This is a genomic window from Pengzhenrongella phosphoraccumulans (genome assembly GCF_045689905.1).
Lineage (GTDB): Bacteria > Actinomycetota > Actinomycetes > Actinomycetales > Cellulomonadaceae > Pengzhenrongella > Pengzhenrongella phosphoraccumulans.
In genome coordinates this window covers 3,876,609-3,896,002 of record NZ_CP144210.1, presented here as the reverse complement: position 1 = coordinate 3,896,002, position 19,394 = coordinate 3,876,609, and the positions used below count along the sequence as shown (strand labels likewise).

Genomic DNA, 19,394 nt, shown 5'->3' with positions numbered 1-19,394 from the left:
CGCGACCTTTCCGGCGCCGATGGGGTAGTTCAAGGGGGCTGACGACCCCATCGGAGCAGTCATGCGCGCCAGCGGCACCCCAATGAAGACGGTTGCGGGCCCGGCGCGCCCCTGGCGTCTCCAGCTGTGGGTCTTGGGCGCCTGCATGGTCGGGCTGGGGATCGCCATCGGGCTGGTATTCCCGTACTTCCTCCTCGCGGTGCACATCTCGACCGCCCACGAGGCCGCGGCGTGGAGCACCAGGAGCGCGTGCCTCAGTGCCGGGATCGTCGTCGGTGGGATCAACTACCTGCTCGCCCGGGTAGTCCTCGGCGGCAGACTCCGGCAGAGCGAGGAGCGATACCGGTCGCTCATCGACCAGTCGTCCGACCTCGTTCTCGTGACCGACCACGGTGGCCAGGCCTGCTTCCTGAGCCCGTCCGCGACCCGGCTGCTCGCGTCGCGGATTCCCGACGCGCAGGACCAGATCGACCTCGTCGCCGCGGTCGACGAGCCCGATCGCGGGGTGCTGACCGAAGCCTTGCGCGCCGCCACTCCCGGAGAGCGGTCCTCGGTCGAGGTCCACCTCACCACTCCGGTCGAGGTGCTCACGTTCGACGTGTCCATCCAGGACCTGAGCCAGTGCCCGAGCGTGCGCGGGCTCGTCATCACGGCGCACGACGTGACCAACCAGCGGGCGCTCCAGCGCGAGCTCGAGTACCGCGGGATGCACGACACCCTGACCGGGCTGCCGAACCGCCTGCTCCTCGCCGACCGCTGCACTGCCTCGCTCCACCAGGACGTCGCGGCCCGGACCCGCACCGGGCTGCTGCTGATCGACGTGGACCGGTTCAAGGAGGTCAACGACACCTTTGGCCACCACTACGGCGACGAGCTGTTGACCCAGATCGGGCTACGGCTCGGGCGCCTTGTGCAGGATGGCGACACCGTTGCACGGCTGGGGGGCGACGAGTTCGCGGTGCTGCTGCCGAACGTGGGCACGCTCGCCGACGCCACGGCCTGCGCCGCCCGGATCCGCGTCGCACTGGAGGACCCCTTCCGGATCGAGGGCATCGAGATCGGCGTGGACGCGAGCATCGGCGTGGTGCGCTCCGGGGACCACGGCCACGACGTGACCACCCTGCTCCGGCGCGCAGACATCGCCATGTACGTGGCCAAGTCGCGCAACCTGGGCACCTTCGCCTACGACCCGGCCGCCGACGGGCACTCCCCTGCCAAGGTCGCGCTGCTCGCCGAGCTCCGTCGCGCCCTCGACGGCGGTGAGCTGGTGCTGCACTACCAGCCGAAGGTGCAGATCACCTCAGGCGCCGTCGTCGGCGCCGAGGCCCTGGTCCGGTGGCAGCACCCGACGCGCGGCCTGGTCTTCCCGGACGAGTTCATCCCGCTCGCCGAGGAGACCCCGCTGATCGGGCCCCTCACCCTCACGGTCCTCGACCTCGCGCTCGCGCAGGCGCGGGTGTGGTCCGACGCTGGCCGTCCGCTGCCGGTGTCGGTGAACCTCTCGGCCCGCAACCTCCTGGACGAGGACCTCCCCGAACGGATCGACACGATCCTCGCCGCCCACGGCGTACCGCCCGAGCTGCTCGAGCTCGAGGTCACCGAGTCGGCGATCATGACCGAGCCCGCGCGTGCGACCGAGCTGCTCGAGCAGCTCGCCGACCGCGGGATCCGGATCTCGATCGACGACTTCGGCGTCGGGTACACCAGCCTCGGGCAGCTGACGAGCTTGCCGGTCAGCGAGCTGAAGATCGACCGGTCGTTCGTGATGACGATGGCCGAGGACCGTAGCAACGCGCTGATCGTGCGGAGCGTCGTCGACCTCGGGCACGCGCTCGACCTGACGCTGGTGGCCGAGGGCGTGGAGAACGAGCAGATCCTGGCAACGCTGGGCAGCCTGGGCTGCGACGTCGCGCAGGGCTACCACCTGTCGCGCCCGGTGCCCGCAGCCGCGTTCGACGCCTGGTGCGCCGATCGACCGTTGGCCGCGCCGGATGGTCCCCGGCTGGCAGAGGTCCCGCGTCAGGTGACTCGCTCGTCGATCCGGCACTGACGTTCCGCGTCCGTCGGGCCCGGTGGGGGCGCGAAGCTCGCCGCGAGCCGGGCGAATCCCTCGTCAAGGGTGACCGCCGGCGTCCAGCCCAGCACCTTGCGGGTCCGCCGCTGGTCGAACCAGTGCGCGGTCGAGAGCTGCTCCGCGAGGAACCGTGTCATGGGCGGCTCGCCCCAGCCCGGATGACCGGTCCAGACCGCCTCGATGACCCCGCCGACCGCCCGGGCGACGGTGGGCGGCAGCGACCAGGTCGGGCTGGGCACGCCCGCCGCAGCGCAGATCCCGGCGAGCAGATCGCGGACCGGGCGCGGCTCGCCGTTCGTCACCACGTAGGCCGCCCCGAACGCCGACCGGCCCGCGACCAGGGCCGCGGCGATCGCATCGGCCGCGTTGTCCACGTAGGTGGTGTCGATCAGCGCCGCGCCCGACCCCAGCAGCGGCAGCCGGCCGGCCCGCGCACGCTCGACCACGCGCGCGACGAGCTGGGTGTCCCCCGGGCCCCACACGATGTGCGGCCGGACGGCGAGCACGCGCAGCTCGGGCGAGTCGGTCGCTAGCGCCGCGAGCTCGGCCCGCGCCTTCGTGCGGGCGTAGGCACCCCGGGCCCGTGCCGGGTCCGCCGGATCCGCGCCCGCCCCCACGAGCGACGCACCCGCGTGCGCGACCGAGGGCGAGGACACCATCACGAAGCGACGCGCACCCGCGTCGAGCGCAGCGGCGAGCACCGCGGCGGTGCCGTGCACGTTGACCGCCTCGAACTCCGACTCGGCCCCGGTGAACGAGACCTTCGCGGCGAGGTGCACCACTGCCTCACAGCCCTGCATCGCGTGCGCGACGGCGACCGGATCGGTCACGGAGCCGAGCACCTCGTCGGCGTCGGGCACCCCCGCGGGGTGCCGCTGGAACGTCCGGACCGCGTGCCCGTCGCGCTGCAGCCGGATCGCGACGGCGCGTCCGAGCATCCCGCTCGCCCCGGTCACCAGCACCCGCCGACCCTGGTCTTCCCCCGTCGACGGAGCAGTCACGGCGCGACCATGCGCCCGCCCGCGAGCACGCCGCCCGCCCAGAGCGCGATCCTGGTCCGCTCGACCTTGGAGTTGTGGCGGACGTCGGTCGGCAACCGGGGCACGACGAGCACCGCGGCGACGGGCCCGTCGACTGCCGCCCGCACGCGCGCGGTCAGCTCGGTGGAGGCGAGCGCGGGCCGCCGCACCGGCGGGAGGCACTCGACCACGAGCACCACCTGCTGCACACCAGCGGGGCCGACGCCGACAGCCGCCGCCCGCCCCACGCCGTCGATCCCCTCGGCGAGACGCTCGAGGCGGACGGGGGTCAGCACGCCGTCCGCGGTCGTGATCACGTGCCCGAGGCGCCCCTCGACCCACAGCCGACCGGCCGCGTCGAGCTGGCCGACGTCGCCGGTGCGGTGCCAGCCGAGGTCACGGGCCGAGGCCCGCTGGGTCAGCCACAGGCGGTCGTAGTGGTCCATCACCTGCGGGCCCTGCACGAGGATCTCGCCCACGACGTCGGGCACAGATGCGGGCGCTCCGGTGGCGGCGCCGGCAGCGTCCAGCGCGCTGACGGCCACTCGAGTCCCCTCGACCGGGCGGCCCACGCACACGCCGCGAGCGACCCGCTCGCCAGCGACGGCCGCTCGGATCTCGTCGAGCGAGATGTCGGTGACCAGCAGCGACTCGGTCATGCCGTACGGGGTGTGCGCCTGCGCGGCGGGCATGAGCTCCACGGCGGCGGCGAGCAGCTCGGGCGGCACCGGCGCCCCGGCCGAGAGGAACAGTCGGACCCCCGCGAGCGCGCGACGGCCGGCCTCGTCCAGCCCACCGGCGCTGGCGACGACGGCGGTGAGGGCGGCGGGCGAAGCGAAGACGACATCCGCATTGATCGCCGCGACCGCGTCCGCGAGCGCGGCGGCCGTGAGCGTCCGGGGCGCGGTCACATCCATGTCGGGGCTCGCGCAGGTGGCTCCCAGGGCGGGTCCGAGCAGGGCGAACGGCGCGAACCCGGCCACGAGCGCGGTACCGGGTCCGATCCCGTAGGTCGCGCCGACGACGTCCCGCATCGCGGCGAGCTGCCCGTGGCTGTACGTGACCCCCTTCGCGGGGCCGGTCGACCCGGAGGTGAACAGGATCGCGGCCGGCTGGTCGGGACCGGGCACTGCCGGGAGGTCCGCGAGCTCGCCGGTGGCACCCCTGCGGCGGCCGCGCTCCGCGAGCTCGACGAGCGTGGTCTCGACGCCGAGCACGCGCCGCGACGCCCCGGTGAACGGCCCGGCACCGAACCGGCGTGCGCGCCAGCCCAGCGCTCGCGCCGCGGCGAGGGCGCGCTCGATCCCGATGACGACGTCGGGGCTCGCTCCACGCACCGCACGCGAGAGCCCGCGGATCCCGAGCCCGGCGTCCGCGACCACGACGACGGCGCCGATCCGCAGGCAGGCGTAGAGCGCGGCCGTGAGGTCCGCGCCCGGCGGGACGAGCAGGCACACCCGTTGCCCCGGGGTGACCCCGGCATCGCCCAGCCCGCGCGCGATCTCGTCGACCCGCCGCGCCAGCAGTGACCACGAGATCGTTCGCGCCGCACCCTGGCCGGCCGGGGCGAGCTCCACGAGGGCGGTGCCGTCATCCTGGGCGCGCGCGGCCAGGGCTGCGCCGAGCGGACGGAACGGTGCGCCGTCGGCCGTCGGGACGGGCCGTGCACCCGCCGCTCGCTCGGCTCGACCCTGGTCCGCGAGCCAGGTCACGACGGCGCCCGCGACGTCGACGTCCTCCGCCACAAGGTGCCCCGCACCCTCGAACCGGTGCACGTCGGCGCGCGGCAGCCGATCGATCACGTCGTCGAGGAACCGACCCTGGAAGACCGGGTCGCGCGGGCCCCACAGCACGAGGGCCGGTACGTCCACGGTCCGCACGGCGGCAGCGAGCTCGTCGAGCGTTCGCCGGCTGGGGTGCCCCGCCGCGAGCGGGATGTCTGCCACGAAGTCGCCGATGGCGACCCGGCGCGCGCGCGTGCGATACGGCGCCCGGTACGCGTCGCGCACGTCAGCCGGCAGTGGCGGGTGGGCGAGCGCCAGCGCGGTCGACAGGAAGGCGGTCGTCGTCACGGTGCTCGTGCGCAGCACGCCGCCCGTCAGTGCGAGCCGCAACGGCGCCGGCGCGGCGACCCCGAGCTCGGAGTAGACCGCGGTGTTGGTCAGCACGACGCCGGCCAGCTGGGCGCGGTGCTCGACCGCCCACCCGAGCGAGACGGCGCCGCCCCAGTCATGCCCGACGGTGACCACCGGCCCGGTCAGGTCGAGCGCCTCGGTGAGCCGGCCGAGCTCGACGACGCGGTCACGCAACCGGTGCGGACGGCCGTGGTCGGACCTGTCCGAGAAGCCCATCCCGAGCTGGTCCACGGCGATCACGCGCCACGGCGGCGCACCGTCGGCGCCCGGCCGCGCGGCCTGGCGGAGCAGGTCCCGCCACAGGTACGACCACGTGGGGTTCCCGTGCACGCAGAGCAGCGTGCCCGCGGGCTCGCTCTCGAGGTCCCCGGCGTTGTCCAACAGGTGCCAGGTCTGGGCGGCACCGTCCGCTCGCGGTACCGCGACGAGCCGAGACCAGGAGGCGTCGAGCCCGGGCAGCCCAGCAGGGGGAAGCTGGGCGGAAAGTGGTCCTACCACGCGATCTCGAGCATCGCGGTGTTCAGTCCCGAGCCCACCCCCATGCACAGCACCCGGTCGCCGGCCGCCAGGCTGCCGACCTCGCCCGCGAGCGTGACGGGAAGCGACGCCGGTCCGATGTTGCCGAACGTGGGGAACGTGCGAGGCACCCGCGCGCCGTCGATGCCGAGGGCCTCGACGATCGCGTCGACGTGAACGCGCGAGACCTGGTGCATGACGTAGCGGTCCATGTCCGCCCAGTCCCACTCGACCTGGGCCTCACGCCAGGCGGCCGTCACGAGCTCCAGGCCACCCGAGAGCAGCCCCGTCGGGTCCGTGCGCATGCCGTCAAAACCGCCGACGCATAGGTCGTGGTGCTGCGTCGCTGCCCGGGAGACCCCGCCCAGCAACCGGTGACCACCAGGATGGTCCGCGGCGGGGCCCAGCACCGCGGCGGCGGCACCCGACCCGAGCGTCAGGGTCGCGAACGCGTCGAGGAAGTCCTGCCGGGTGGCCTCGGGGCGGGCGAGCCGGGTGAGCGTGGCCTCCTGGGTGGGCCGGGCATCCTCGCCGTCGACGATCAGGGCGTACCGGATCGCGCCGGAGTCGATCAGGCCGGCGGCGAGCGTGAGCCCGTTGACGAACCCCAGGCACGCGTTCGTCAGGTCGAAGTTCAGCGCGGCGGACGACAGGCTCAGCCCGTCGTGGACCTTCGACGCGACGGACGGCTCGAGGTGCGCGCGGGTCACCGACGTGTTGATGAGCAGGCCGACATCCCCGGCGTCGACCCCGGCCTCGGCGAGCGCCTTCGCCCCGGCCGCGATGGCGGCGTCGTCGAACGACGTCTCTGCGTCCCACCACCGCCGCTCGTGCACCCCGGCCACCCGCTGCAGGAGGCCGCGCGGGAGCCGCAGCCGTCGCAGGCTGGCCTCGAGCTGCTCGTCGAACCACGTCGAGGGAACGACGACGGGCGCCTCGAGCGCGGTGATGGCCAGCAGGGCCGTACCCGCATGCTTCAGGGTGGCGTTGCCGTTCACGTGTGCACCTGGTTTCTGCCGTCGAGTCCGGACCCCATCCTCACATCGGCGGCGCGCCACGTCTCGCCGACCGTGCGCTCGACGGTCAGAACCGGGCCCGCACAGCCTCGCCGTGCGCCGGCAGGTCCTCCGCGTTCGCGAGCGCCACGATGGCGTCCGCGACCTCGGCAAGGGCCGCCGCGTCGTACTCGATGACCTGCACGGCCTTGACGAAGCTGTGCACGCCGAGCCCGCTGGCGAAGTGCGAACACCCCCCGGTGGGCAAGACGTGGTTGGACCCGGCCATGTAGTCGCCGAGGGAGACCGGCGAGTACGTGCCGACGAAGATCGCCCCGGCGTTGCGGACCCGTTCGGCGAGCGCCGCGGCCCCGACGGTCTGGATCTCCAGGTGCTCGGCGCCGTACGCGTCGACCACCGCGAGCCCCTGCTCGAGGTCGTCCACGAGCACGACCGCCGACTGCGGGCCCGACAGGGCCGTGAGCACGCGCGCCGCGTGCCGGGTGCCCTCGACGCGATCGACGAGCCGGGCCTCGACGGCGTCGGCGAGCTCGACCGAGTCGGTCACGAGCACCGAGGCTGCCATGGGGTCGTGCTCCGCCTGGCTTACGAGGTCGGCCGCGACGTGCACCGGGTCCGCCCCCGCGTCCGCGAGGACCATGATCTCCGTCGGTCCTGCCTCCGAGTCGATCCCGACGATGCCGCGCACGAGCCGCTTGGCGGCAGCGACGTACAGGTTGCCGGGGCCGGTGATGACCTCCACCGGCTCGCACAGCCACGCGCCGTCGACCGGCTCCGAGCCGATCGCACCGTAGGCAAACATAGCGATGGCCTGGGCGCCGCCCGCGGCGTAGACCTCGTCGACGCCGAGCAACGCGCACGCCGCCAGGACCGTCGCGTTCGGCAGCCCGCCGTTGTCGCGCTGCGGCGGGGACGCGACCGCGAGCGACGGCACGCCGGCCTCCTGCGCGGCCACGACGTTCATCACGACGGAGGACGGGTAGACGGCGAGACCGCCCGGGACGTACAGCCCGACCCGGCCGACGGCGACCCACCGCTGGCGCACCACGGCGCCCGGGGCGAGCTCCAGGCGGAAGTCGGCCGGACGCTGGGCGGCGTGCACGGCACGCACGCGCCGGATGGTCTCCTCGAGCGCGGCGCGCACGGCGGGGTCGAGCCCGGCCAGGGCCGCGGCGAGGGCCTCGGGCGGAACCCGCAGGTGGACCGGCCGGACCCCGTCGAACCGCTCGGCGAGATCGCGCAGGGCCGCCGCACCCTCGGTGCGGACGGCCTCGAGGATGGGCATGACGAGATGGGTCGCGGCGTCCACGTCGATCTCGGCCCGCGGCAGGGCGGCGACGAGCTCACGGGTGGACAGGGTGCGACCGCGCAGGTCGAGGCGGGTGATCACCGCTCGATTCTAGTTGGGGCCCGCCGGGCCCGGGCGCGCGCGAGGCATGATGGGCACATGAACGACGCCCCCATCACCCCGGTCGCCATCACCGGCGACACCATCCGGCTCGGCCAGTTCCTCAAGCTGTCGGGGCTCGCGGAGACCGGCGCCCACGCGCGCGAGCTGCTCGTGGACAACGAGGTGACCGTGAACGGCGAGGCCGAGGCCCGCCGGGGCCGCCAGCTGCACCGCGGCGACGTCGTGCAGCTCGACACCCCGAAGGGCTCGTCCCGCGCGTCGGTCGCCTGACCGGCCAACCCCGCTCGCTCAGCGCACCGTGCCCATGACCCGGTCGACGACGAGGTGGAGCACGACCCGCGCCGGCTGGGCCCCGAGCTCGCGGTACCGGTCGGCGTACCGCTCGACCGCCTCGGCGATCTGCGCCGGGTCCCGCGACATCGTCACGGTCCCCTCCAGCGTCAGCCATCGCTGACCCTCGAACTGGCACAGCGCGGCCCGCAACGGGGCGCCGTCCGGCCCGCCGCGCTCCACGACGCGCGCCTTGACGGACGTGTCGCGCGTGGTGATCCGCGCCCGCCCCTGTGCCGCGTCCCAGGTGAACGCCACGGGCACGACGTGCGGACCGCCGTCGGGCCGGACCGTGGTGAGCGTGGCCAGGTGCCGCACGGTGACGAACTCGAGCTGGTCGGGCGTGAGCGTGATCATGAGGCGAGGCACGCCGGGCCGAGCAGGGCCTTGAGGTCACCGAACAGCGCGGACGAGCGCTCGACCCGCAGCGACTCCTCGAGCCGCATCACGGTCGCCCGGCCCGGGCTCGTCAGGCGCAGGTGCACCTCGATCACGCCGGGGTGGTTCGCGAGGATCTCGCGCAGGCGCTCCACGACCGGGGGCGTGCACCGCGCGACCGACATCGAGACGGTCACGGGAGTGTCCGCGACCGAGGAGATGTCCGGCAGCGACACCTCCATGGCTTGGAGCTGCATCGTGTCGTCCCGCCGCCGGACCCGGCCGCGGATGACGACGACCTGGTCCTCGGCGAGCACGGTCGAGTAGGCGAGGTAGGTCTCGCCGAAGAACATGATCTCGACCGAGGCCTCCATGTCCTCGACCGTGACCGCGGCCCAGGGGTTGCCCTGCTTGGACATCTTGCGCTGCATCGAGGTGATCAGGCCGGCGATCACGACGGTCGAACCGTCGGGGCGGGTCTCGTCGGCGAGCAGGTGTGCGATCGAGGTGTCCGCGGCCGACGACAGCACGTGCTCGAGCCCGGACAGCGGGTGGTCCGAGACGTACAGCCCGAGCATCTCGCGCTCGAACGCGAGCAGCTGCTTCTTGTCCCAGTCGGGGATGTCGGGGACCTCGACGCTGAACGACAGCCCGTCATCCTCGGCCCCGTCGCCGCCGAAGCCCGCGAACAGGTCGAACTGCCCCTCGGCCTCCTTGCGCTTGACCCCGATCACGGACTCGACGGCCTGCTCGTGCACCAGGAGCAACGCGCGCCGGGTGTGGCCGAGCGAGTCGAACGCACCGGCCTTGATCAGCGACTCGATCGTCCGCTTGTTGCAGACCACGGCCGGGACCTTGTCGAGGAAGTCCGTGAACGACTCGAACGCGCCCTTCGCCTCGCGCGCCGCGACGATCGCGTCGACGACGTTCGCCCCGACGTTGCGCACGGCGGTGAGGCCGAACCGGATGTCGGTGCCCACGGCCGTGAAGTTGGCCGACGACGAGTTCACGTCGGGCGGCAGCACGAAGTTGCCCATGTGCCGGCACTCGCCGAGGTAGAGCGCGGACTTGTCCTTGTCGTCCTTGACCGAGGTGAGCAGCGCGGCCATGTACTCGGAGGGGTAGTTCGCCTTGAGGTACCCGGTCCAGTACGACACGACGCCGTACGCAGCCGAGTGGGCCTTGTTGAAGGCGTACCCGGCGAACGGCACCAGCACGTCCCACACGGCCTTGACTGCGGAGTCGGAGTACCCGCGCTCGCGCATGCCGGCCTGGAACGGCACGAACTCCTTGTCCAGGATCGACTGCTTCTTCTTACCCATCGCGCGGCGCAGCAGGTCGGCCTGGCCCAGGGTGTACCCGGCGAGCTTCTGCGCGGCCTTCTGCACCTGCTCCTGGTAGACGATCAGTCCGTGCGTGATCCCGACGACGTCCTCGAGAGCCTCGACGAGCTCGGGGTGGATCGGGGTGATCTCCTGCAACCCGTTCTTGCGCAGCGCGTAGTTCGTGTGCGACTGCATGCCCATCGGGCCCGGGCGGTACAGCGCGATGACGGCGGAGATGTCCTCGAAGGTGTCGGGGTGGAGCTGCCGCAGCAGCGCGCGCATCGGGCCGCCGTCGAGCTGGAACACTCCCAGGGTGTCCCCGCGGCCGAGCAGCTCGTAGGTGGCCGCGTCGTCGAGCGGCAGGTCCTCGACCCGGATGGCCGGCTTGCCGTTCGCGACGATGTTCTCGAGCGCGTCGTCGAGGATCGTGAGGTTGCGCAGGCCGAGGAAGTCCATCTTGATCAGCCCGAGCGCCTCGGACGTCGGCTGGTCGAACTGGGTGATGATCGCGCCGTCCGCCTCGCGGCGCATGATCGGCACGATGTCGATCAGCGGCTCGCTGGACATGATGACCCCGGCCGCGTGGACCCCCCACTGGCGCTTGAGGTTCTCCAGGCCGCGCGCGGTCTCCACCACGCGCTGCGCGTCGGGGTCGGCCGCCACGACCTGGCGGAACCCGTCGGCCTCGGCGTACCGCGGGTGCTTGGGGTCGTAGATCCCCGACAGCGGGATGTCCTTGCCCATGACCCCGGGCGGCATGGCCTTGGTGAGCTTGTCGCCCATCGCGTACGGGAAACCGAGCACGCGCGAGGCGTCCTTGAGCGCCTGCTTGGCCTTGATCGTGCCGAAGGTGACGATCTGGGCGACCTTCTCCTCGCCGTACTTGTCCGTGACGTACCGGATCACCTCACCGCGGCGCCGTTCGTCGAAGTCGACGTCGACGTCGGGCCACGAGATGCGCTCGGGGTTGAGGAACCGTTCGAAGATCAACCCGTGCACCAACGGGTCGAGCTCGGTGATCCCCATCGCGTACGACGCCATCGAGCCGGCGGCCGACCCACGCCCAGGGCCCACGCGGATGCCCTGCGCCTTGGCCCAGTTGATGAAGTCGGCCACGACGAGGAAGTACCCCGGGAAGCCGAGATCGGAGATGACGCCGGTCTCGTAGTCCGCCTGCTTGCGCACGTCGTCCGGGATGCCACCCGCGTACCGGCGGTTCAGGCCGGTCTCGACCTCCTTGATGAACCAGGACTGCTCGTTCTCCCCGGGTGGGCACGGGAAGTTCGGCATGTAGTCGACGTCGGTCTTGAACGTCACCTCGCACTGCTCCGCGATGAGCAGCGTGTTGTCGCATGCCTGCGGCAGCTCGGCCCACGTCCGCCGCATCTCCTCGGAGCTCTTGATGTAGAAGTCCGCGGCGTCGAACTTGAACCGCTTCGGGTCTGCGAGCGTCGACCCGGACTGCACGCACAGCAGCACCTCGTGCGCCTTGTGGTCTTCCTTGGTCGTGTAGTGCGAGTCGTTGGTCGCCACCAGCGGTGCGCCGATCGCGTCCGCGACCAGCAGGAGGTCCTTGGCGACCCGCTGCTCGATGTCGAGCCCGTGGTTCATCAGCTCGACGTAGTAGTTCTCCTTGCCGAAGATGTCCTGGAACTCCCCGGCCGCGCGCACGGCCTCGTCGAACTGGCCGAGCCGCAATCGGGTCTGCACCTCGCCCGAGGGGCAGCCGGTGGTCGCGATGAGGCCCGTGCCGTACCGCTGGAGGAGGTCGCGATCCATCCGGGGCTTGTACAGCTGCCCCTCGAGCGACGCGTACGAGGACATCCGGAACAGGTTGTGCATGCCGGCGGTGTTCTTCGCCCAGAGCGTCAGGTGCGTGTAGGCCCCACCACCGGACACGTCGTCACGGGACTGGTGCGCCTCACCCCACTTCACCCGGGTGCGGTCGAGCCGGCTCGTGCCGGGCGTGAGGTAGGCCTCGACGCCGATGACCGGCCGGACCCCGGCCGCGTTCGCCTTGGACCAGAAGTCGAAGGCGCCGAACAGGAAGCCGTGGTCCGTGATGGCGATCGACTTCTGCCCGAGCCGCTTGACCTCCGTGAACAGATCGTCCAGCCGCGCGGCGCCGTCGAGCATGGAGTACTCGGTGTGGACATGGAGGTTCACGAAGTCCGAGGACGTAGAAGACGGCATAGGCGGATTCTAGGTCAGCCCTCCGACGGGCTCGGGCGACACACGCGAGCGCGTCGAGCTCAGCGCTCGGCGGCCCGATCGGTGGCCCGGTACGGCTCGCGCAGCCGGTCGAGCCCGGCGGCGAGGTCGGCCGGGTACTCGCTGGTGACCACGAGCGGCAGTCCCGTCGCGGGGTGGTCGAAGCCGAGCCGCACCGCGTGCAGCCACTGCCGCGTCAGCCCGGTGCGCTTCGCCAGGGTCGGGTCGGCACCGTAGGTGATGTCGCCGACGCACGGGTGCCGCAGCGCGGCGAAGTGCACCCGGATCTGGTGGGTGCGTCCGGTCTCGAGGTGCACCTCGACCAGGGACGCGGCCGGGAACATCTCGAGCACCTCGTAGTGGGTGATCGAGGGCTTGCCGTCCGCGACCACGGCGAACTTGTAGTCCGCGGTGGGGTGCCGCCCGATTGGAGCGTCGATCGTCCCGGTCGTGGGCTCGGGGTGGCCCTGCACGAGCGCGTGGTAGATCTTCTCCACCGTGCGTTCCTTGAACGCGCGCTTGAGCACGGTGTACGCGTGCTCGCTCTTCGCGACGACCATCAGGCCCGACGTGCCGACGTCGAGGCGGTGCACGATGCCCTGCCGCTCCGCGGCCCCCGACGTGGAGATCCGGTAGCCCGCCGCGATGAGCGCCCCGACCACCGTCGGCCCGGTCCAGCCCGGCGACGGATGGGCGGCCACCCCGACCGGCTTGTCGACGACCACGACGTCGTCGTCGTCGTACGCGATGCGCATGCCCGGAACCGGCTCGGCGACGATGACCGGCGCAGCGGAGCCGGAACCCGGCAGGTCCCCGAGCTCGACCTCGAGCCAGGCCCCGGCCACCAGCCGGTCGGACTTGCCCATGATCTTGCCGTCGAGCAGCACGCCACCGGCCGCGGCCAGGTCGGCCGCCCGGGTGCGGGACAGGCCCAGCAGGCGCGCGAGCCCGGCGTCGACCCGCTCACCGGCGAGACCGTCGGGTACGGGTAGCGCTCGTTGCTCAGCCACGCGGGGACTCCGATTCTTGTGCGGCGGGGCCGGAGGCCCGGACCTCGCGAGTTCCGTCCAGCCCGATGCCGAGCAACGAGGCCACGATGATGAGTCCCGCCGCGGCCACGATCGCGATGTCCGCGACGTTCCCGACGAAGACGTTGCCGTAGGCGATGAAGTCGACGACGTGCCCGCGCGCGAAGCCCGGCTCGCGCAGGAACCGGTCGACGAGGTTGCCGAGCGCGCCCCCCAGCAGCAGGCCCAGCGCGATCGCCCAGACGAGTGACCCGATCCGGCGCGACGCCCGGACCACGACCACGACGACGACCGTCGCCACGATCGTGAGCACCCAGGTCATCCCGGTCGCGATCGACAGCGCAGCCCCCGGGTTGTGGATCAGGCTCAACCCGAGCAGGTCACCGAGCAGCGCGGTCCGCTCCCCCGGCACGAGCGCCGCCTCGGCCCAGATCTTCGTGAGCTGGTCGATCACCAGCACGGCCACGGCGAGCACGCTCAGTCCGATCAGCAGTCGGCGCCGGCGTGCGGGCGCGACGGCAACCGTCAGCGGTTCGGAGGCGCGGTCGGCGGGCGGCTCGGACTGGGGCGACACATCAGGGGTGTTGGACATCGCCGAGAAGTGTCCCACGGGCGGGGCACCGACGTCAGCGGCGCTCCTCGCGGTGCTTGCAGTCGACGCAGAGGATCGCGCGCGGGAAGGCCTGGACCCGCGCCTTGCCGATCGCCTTGCCGCACGAGTCGCAGGTGCCGAACGTGCCCGCCGTGATCCGGGCGAGCGCCCGGTTGGCCTGCACGAGCATGTCCCGGGTGTTGTTCACGAGCGTGAGCTCCTGCTCGCGCTCGAGCGCGCTCGAGCCGGAGTCCGCCTGGTCGTCGCCGGCGCCGTCGCCGGAGTTGCGCAGCAGGTCGGAGAGCTCGGCGTCCGCGGCGGAGAGCTCCGAACCCAGCCGGACGACCTCGCGGGAGAGCTCGGCTGCGACCTCGCGAACCTCGCGCACGGTCCAGGGCTTCTCGCCCTCCCGCACCGGGAACGAGCGCACGGCCTTGGCGAGATCGGGCAGATCGGTTGCCGCCGTGGTGCTGAGCGCTTCGTGGATTGCCACGGACGTCCCCCTTTGTCGTGGTTCAGGACACTAGACGCCTGTGACCCGAGACACAACACACCACGCCCGGAAATCCGGGCGTGGTGTGAGGGGTTCGTGCTGGTCGGTCGGGGCTTACAGGCTCCCGGCGTCGGCGTTCTGGCCACCCTGGGGCGGCAACGCGCTGCCCCGGTTGTCGAGGTCGCCGAGCAGGTTCTCGAGGTAGCTCTTCAGGCGCGTGCGGTAGTCCCGCTCGAACACGCGAAGCTCGTCGATCTTCCGTTCGAGGAGGCTGCGCTCCTTCTCGAGCTGCGTGAGCGTCTGGTGCGAGGTCTGCTCGGCCTCGCGAACGATCCGCGTGCCCTGCGTCTTGGCTTCCGTGATGATCCGGTCGCCCTCTTCCTGGCCGCTGCGCACGTAGTCGTCGTGCAGCTTCTGAGCCAGGGCGAGCATGCCGGTCGCAGACTCGGGCTCGCTCGTGCGGGCGGTGACGGCCACGGGCGGTGCCACCACGGCGGCGACGACAGGGGCCGGGGCCGCAACGGGTGTCGGCTCGGGCTCAGCAGGCTTGACCGGAGCGGCCGAGCCCTTCTGTGCGCCCGCACGACTGAGCTCGGCGATGCGCGACTCGGCGGCCGCGAGCTTCGACTTCAGCTCGTCGTTCTCGCCCTGAACCGCGCGGAGCGTGTTGACGACGTCGTCGAGAAAGTCGTCGACTTCGTCCTGGTCGTAGCCCTCGCGGAACTTCGTCGCCTGAAACTTCTTGTTCAGGACGTCGTCTGCGGTCAGCATTGCCATCGGTGTCACCTCAGTAGTTCGTGCCGCTCGCGATCGAGCTGGTCAGTCGGTAGCCCACCGACCACCAGCGCTCACGTTAGCGGAGTTTGAGTGGAGAAAAGGACTCAGACGCGTGCAGCCAGGCTGTTGAGGATGTTGGCCAGGAAGATGCAGCCCAGCATAAGCACCAAAAAACCCAGGTCGAGCTGGACCGAGCCCAACCGCAAGGGCGGGATGAACCGCCGCAAGAAGCGGAGCGGCGGATCGGTCAACGAGTAGATCACCTCGGCGATGACGAGGACGACGCCGTGCGGTCGCCAGTCTCGCGCCAGGATCTGAACCCAGTCGAACACGACCCGGATCAGGAGCACCAAGACGTACAGATTGACGATCGCGCCTGCGAGCTGGAGTACGACAGACACCGAATCAGCTCTGGTTGTAGAACCCGGCCCGGACCTCGCCCGGGACGGCCTGCTCTTCGGCCGTCACCTCGACGTGGGCGGGCGAGAGCAGGAAGACCTTGCTGGTGACGCGCTCGATGGCGCCGTGGAGCCCGAAGATCAGGCCGGCGGAGAAGTCGACGAGCCGCTTGGCGTCCGAGTCGTCCATGTCCGACAGGTTGATGATCACCGGGGTGCCCTCGCGGAACGCCTCGCCGATCTTGCGGGCGTCGTTGTAGGAGCGCGGGTGCACGGTCGTGATCCGACGCAGCTCCCCTGCCGGTGCCGCCGCGACGGCGGGACGGGGGGTGGCCGACCTGATCGGTGTCACCTGGGCCTCGTACTCGTGCGGCACGGTCGTCTCCAGCTCCTCGTACTCCTCGACGTCATCGGCTTGTTCGTCACCGCGCTCGTCGGCGAGACCGAGGTACAGCATTGTCTTGCGTAGCGCTCCGGCCATCGCCCTTTTCCTCTCGTGCTCTCGTATCCTGCGCATTCACGCTAGCAAGCGCCCGACCCCGATCACGCCCGACACGCCCGGGATCTGAGCCGTCGTACGGATCACCCCCGCGAATCGGCCGGTGGGAGGTCCGCCGCGCTGCGACCGGTGCGAGTAGAACCGCTCGTCGGTCAAGGTGCAGATCGCCAGGTCCTCGACCCGGCTCACCCCGGCGGCCGCGAGCGTCGCCGCCACCCCGGCCGGCAGGTCGAGCGCGGGGGTGCCCCACGACGTCGTCGACCAGGAGGCCGGCACGACGGCGGCCACCTCGGCCCTCAGGTCGGCAGGCACCTCGTAGCACGCACCGCAGATCGCGGGACCGATGACGGCGCGGATCCGGTCCGCGCGGGCACCCAGGTCCACCATCGCGGCGAGCGCGCTCTGGACGACCCCGTCGGCCAGTCCACGGCGCCCGGCGTGCACAGCTCCGACGACGCCCACGGCGGGATCCGCGAGCAGGACCGGGACGCAGTCCGCCACCAGGACGGCGACCCCTGCACCGGTGGCCGCCACGAGTGCGTCGACCTCGCCGACGGAATCCGGCGTCACTCCTGAGAGCTCGGGTCCGATGATCGCGACCCGCGCCCCGTGCACCTGCGAGGCGAACTGCACCGCACCGCCCGACCAGGCCTCCACGAGCCTGCGGTTCGCACGCACGCGGGCGGGATCGTCGTCGACGTTGAGCCCGAGGTTGAGCGAGGCGTGGGCACCCGAGCTCACACCCCCCGAGCGGGTCGTGAAAGCGGCGCGCACGCCCTCCCCGAGGTCGACCTCGACCACGGGGAGCGCGGTGCGCGCCGGCTCCAACTCGCTACTTGAGGAAATCGGGGATGTCGAGCTCTTCGTCCGCACGCCGCACGGCGTCCGCACCGAAGATCCGGGGCACCTCGAGGGAGGCGGCCGCCTGGCCGCCGTCGGGCGTGGACGCGAGGAACGCGGGCACCGGGGCCTGGGGCGCGGACGCCTGGCTCGGCACGCCATTACCCGCGGGCGCGGGGTGCGCGGCCCGGTGCTGCGCGACGGTCGGGACGTCGTCGGCCGCGGGGGTGGACGACGGCCGGCTCGAGCCGGAGACCTGACCCAGCGCGCGGGCGTCCCGGCGCTGGTGCGGCGAGCCGCTGTCGAACCCGGCCGCGATGACGGTGACCCGCACCTCGTCGCCGAGCGCGTCGTCGATGACCGCACCGAAGATGATGTTCGCCTCGGGGTGCGCGGCCTCCTGGACGAGCCGCGCCGCCTCGTTGATCTCGAAGAGCCCGAGGTCGCTGCCGCCCTGGATGCTGAGCAGCACACCGTGCGCGCCGTCGATGCTCGCCTCGAGCAGCGGCGACGAGATCGCCAGCTCGGCGGCCTGCACCGCGCGATCGTCCCCGCGGGCCGAACCGATGCCCATGAGCGCACTGCCGGCGCCCTGCATGACCGACTTCACGTCGGCGAAGTCGAGGTTGATCAGGCCGGGGGTGGTGATGAGGTCCGTGATGCCCTGGACGCCGGAGAGCAGCACCTGGTCGGCCGAGTGGAACGCGTCGAGCACGGAGACCGAGCGGTCCGAGATGGACAGCAAGCGGTCGTTCGGGATCACGATGAGCGTGTCGACCTCGGCCCGCAGGCCGTCGATCCCGGTGTCGGCCTGGACCGAGCGACGCCGTCCCTCGAACGTGAACGGGCGCGTGACGACGCCGATCGTCAGGGCACCCAGGGCGCGGGCGATCCGGGCGACGACGGGCGCGCCACCGGTGCCGGTGCCGCCACCCTCGCCGGCGGTCACGAAGACCATGTCGGCGCCCCGCAGGACGTCTTCGATCTCCTCGGCGTGGTCCTCGGCGGCCTTCTTGCCGACCTCCGGGTCGGCGCCGGCGCCGAGGCCGCGGGTGAGCTCGCGGCCGACGTCGAGCTTCACGTCGGCATCGGACATGAGCAGGGCCTGGGCGTCGGTGTTGATCGCGATGAACTCGACACCCTTGAGCCCGACCTCGATCATCCGGTTGACGGCGTTGACGCCACCGCCTCCGATACCGACCACCTTGATGACCGCCAGGTAGTTCTGCGGAGCTGCCACGTCATTCCCTCTCGTTCTGCGCTCGTCCTGCTGCTGCATGCAACCTTCACCTTGAGGTAGAAGGTTAGAGTTATGTCAAGTAGTTCTGGCGGTGACGCTAAGGGGCGCAGGGCCTGGGAGCAACGACCGCGCCGCGCGTGTCGCTCACATCCTTGTGCGGGTTCGTTCACCGGGTTCGTTCACCGGGTGATGGGCAACGTCGGGGCCGAGACGTCGAACACCTTCGCGGCAGCCGTGACCGGGGCCGCGCGCAGCGCCTGGAGGACCGCCACCTTGAGCGTCGCATCGCTCGCGCTCCCCCAATTCACGGTGGCGCCGTCCCGCAGCCCCATCTGGACGGTGTCCTGGCTCGACGCCTGGGCCGTGGCGACCTCGGCACGCAACGCGGGCGGCAACGCCTCGAGCACGGTCAGCACGGCGGTGAGCGTGCGCTTGTTCTCGCCGTCGATCGGCACGGAGACGACCGGCAGGCCCTCCGGCGCCGCCAGGGCCCACCCGACCTGATATCCCTCGGCGTCGAGCAGCGTGAAGCCCGCGGGATCGCCGGCGCTCGGGCCGGACGCTGTCGCCGGCTGGGGAACCGCGGCCACCGGCTCGCGGGCGACGAGGACGATCGCCAGCCCGCGCGGCCACGAACGCGTGACCTTCGCCTGGCGCACGCCGGGCACGTCGAGCACCCGGTCGCGCAGCCCGATCGCGTCGAGGCGCGGCAGCGGGATCCCTGCGACCCGGCCGACGACGGCGCTCACGTCGTCGACCGCGACCACGGTGCCCGCACCGGTGATGGTGACCTCCGCCGGGTCGAGGGCGAACACCGGCGAGAACAGCACGAGCCACGCGACGCCGAGGCCGGCCACGACGGCGGCCGTGGTCAGGATGACCTTCTTGCGCACGAGTCGACGCCGCGCCGCGAGCCGTTCCGCGAAGCGCACGGCGGAGCCGGTCGACACCACGGTCGGCCGGACCGGGACGCCCAGGGCGCGTCGGCCGGCCGTGTAGGTGGTCACGTTGCTGCTCGGTGTGCTGCGCGGCGGTTCCTTGGGCGCGGGCACCTTCGGGGCTGGGGCCTTCGAAGCAGAGGCCTTCGAAGCGGGCACCCTGGGGGCGAGCGA

The 19,394-nt window shown here is 72.0% G+C and carries 17 protein-coding genes; 2 read left to right on the top strand and 15 right to left on the bottom strand.

Annotated elements, in window-relative coordinates; genetic code table 11:
• Positions 1-82 precede the first annotated feature (82 nt).
• Positions 83-2,050, top strand: a complete 1,968-nt coding sequence (locus VTA80_RS18000) for a putative bifunctional diguanylate cyclase/phosphodiesterase (RefSeq protein WP_407342455.1) — start codon at positions 83-85, stop codon at positions 2,048-2,050.
• Here VTA80_RS18000 and VTA80_RS17995 read toward each other — a convergent pair.
• From VTA80_RS17995 to hisD, 4 genes are all read right to left on the bottom strand, one after another.
• Positions 2,020-3,075 carry an NAD-dependent epimerase/dehydratase family protein gene (locus VTA80_RS17995; protein WP_407342454.1) on the bottom strand — a complete coding sequence of 352 codons (1,056 nt, stop codon included), beginning with the start codon at positions 3,073-3,075 and terminating at the stop codon, positions 2,020-2,022. The two genes, VTA80_RS18000 and VTA80_RS17995, sit on opposite strands and share 31 nt — an antisense overlap.
• A complete protein-coding gene (locus tag VTA80_RS17990; protein ID WP_407342453.1) occupies positions 3,072-5,726 on the bottom strand; it encodes an alpha/beta fold hydrolase in 2,655 nt (884 codons plus the stop codon). The genes VTA80_RS17995 and VTA80_RS17990 overlap by 4 nt, the downstream gene beginning before the upstream one ends.
• Positions 5,720-6,742 carry a 3-oxoacyl-ACP synthase III gene (locus tag VTA80_RS17985; protein ID WP_407342452.1) on the bottom strand — a complete coding sequence of 341 codons (1,023 nt, stop codon included), beginning with the start codon at positions 6,740-6,742 and terminating at the stop codon, positions 5,720-5,722. The genes VTA80_RS17990 and VTA80_RS17985 overlap by 7 nt, the downstream gene beginning before the upstream one ends.
• Positions 6,743-6,827: 85 nt before the next feature.
• Entirely contained in the window at positions 6,828-8,150 is a 1,323-nt protein-coding gene (hisD, locus tag VTA80_RS17980) for a histidinol dehydrogenase (protein WP_407342451.1), read from the bottom strand.
• A 57-nt stretch (positions 8,151-8,207) separates the two neighbouring features.
• Here hisD and VTA80_RS17975 point away from each other — a divergent pair, with 57 nt between their 5' ends.
• Positions 8,208-8,441, top strand: a complete 234-nt coding sequence (locus tag VTA80_RS17975) for an RNA-binding S4 domain-containing protein (protein ID WP_407342450.1) — start codon at positions 8,208-8,210, stop codon at positions 8,439-8,441.
• A gap of 18 nt (positions 8,442-8,459) precedes the next feature.
• Here VTA80_RS17975 and VTA80_RS17970 read toward each other — a convergent pair whose 3' ends face one another.
• From VTA80_RS17970 to VTA80_RS17920, 11 genes are all read right to left on the bottom strand, one after another.
• Positions 8,460-8,858, bottom strand: coding sequence for a pyridoxamine 5'-phosphate oxidase family protein (locus VTA80_RS17970; RefSeq protein ID WP_407342449.1), 399 nt, complete (start codon positions 8,856-8,858; stop codon positions 8,460-8,462).
• A complete protein-coding gene (gene dnaE / locus VTA80_RS17965; RefSeq protein ID WP_407342448.1) occupies positions 8,855-12,397 on the bottom strand; it encodes a DNA polymerase III subunit alpha in 3,543 nt (1,180 codons plus the stop codon). Before dnaE ends, VTA80_RS17970 begins: the two co-directional genes overlap by 4 nt.
• Before the next feature lie 59 nt (positions 12,398-12,456).
• The gene (locus VTA80_RS17960; RefSeq protein WP_407342447.1) at positions 12,457-13,425 is read right to left on the bottom strand and encodes an RluA family pseudouridine synthase; all 969 of its coding nucleotides are present in this window, start codon (positions 13,423-13,425) and stop codon (positions 12,457-12,459) included.
• Positions 13,418-14,035: a signal peptidase II gene (locus tag VTA80_RS17955; RefSeq protein WP_407342446.1), complete on the bottom strand. Its 618-nt coding sequence runs from the start codon at positions 14,033-14,035 to the stop codon at positions 13,418-13,420. The genes VTA80_RS17960 and VTA80_RS17955 overlap by 8 nt, the downstream gene beginning before the upstream one ends.
• A gap of 34 nt (positions 14,036-14,069) precedes the next feature.
• A complete protein-coding gene (locus VTA80_RS17950) occupies positions 14,070-14,528 on the bottom strand; it encodes a TraR/DksA family transcriptional regulator (RefSeq protein WP_407342445.1) in 459 nt (152 codons plus the stop codon).
• A gap of 114 nt (positions 14,529-14,642) precedes the next feature.
• On the bottom strand, positions 14,643-15,305 hold the full coding sequence (locus VTA80_RS17945) for a DivIVA domain-containing protein (RefSeq protein WP_407342444.1): 663 nt from the start codon (positions 15,303-15,305) through the stop codon (positions 14,643-14,645).
• Positions 15,306-15,409: 104 nt separating this feature from the next.
• On the bottom strand, positions 15,410-15,706 hold the full coding sequence (locus tag VTA80_RS17940; protein ID WP_407342443.1) for a YggT family protein: 297 nt from the start codon (positions 15,704-15,706) through the stop codon (positions 15,410-15,412).
• 4 nt (positions 15,707-15,710) lie between these two features.
• Positions 15,711-16,184: a cell division protein SepF gene (locus tag VTA80_RS17935; RefSeq protein ID WP_407342442.1), complete on the bottom strand. Its 474-nt coding sequence runs from the start codon at positions 16,182-16,184 to the stop codon at positions 15,711-15,713.
• A gap of 36 nt (positions 16,185-16,220) precedes the next feature.
• Complete coding sequence (locus VTA80_RS17930; protein WP_407342441.1) at positions 16,221-17,030, bottom strand: polyphenol oxidase family protein; 810 nt, start codon at positions 17,028-17,030, stop codon at positions 16,221-16,223.
• A 4-nt stretch (positions 17,031-17,034) separates the two neighbouring features.
• Positions 17,035-18,282, bottom strand: coding sequence for a cell division protein FtsZ (gene ftsZ, locus VTA80_RS17925; RefSeq protein WP_407342440.1), 1,248 nt, complete (start codon positions 18,280-18,282; stop codon positions 17,035-17,037).
• A 179-nt stretch (positions 18,283-18,461) separates the two neighbouring features.
• Positions 18,462-19,289: a cell division protein FtsQ/DivIB gene (locus tag VTA80_RS17920; RefSeq protein WP_407342439.1), complete on the bottom strand. Its 828-nt coding sequence runs from the start codon at positions 19,287-19,289 to the stop codon at positions 18,462-18,464.
• Positions 19,290-19,394: the final 105 nt, after the last annotated feature.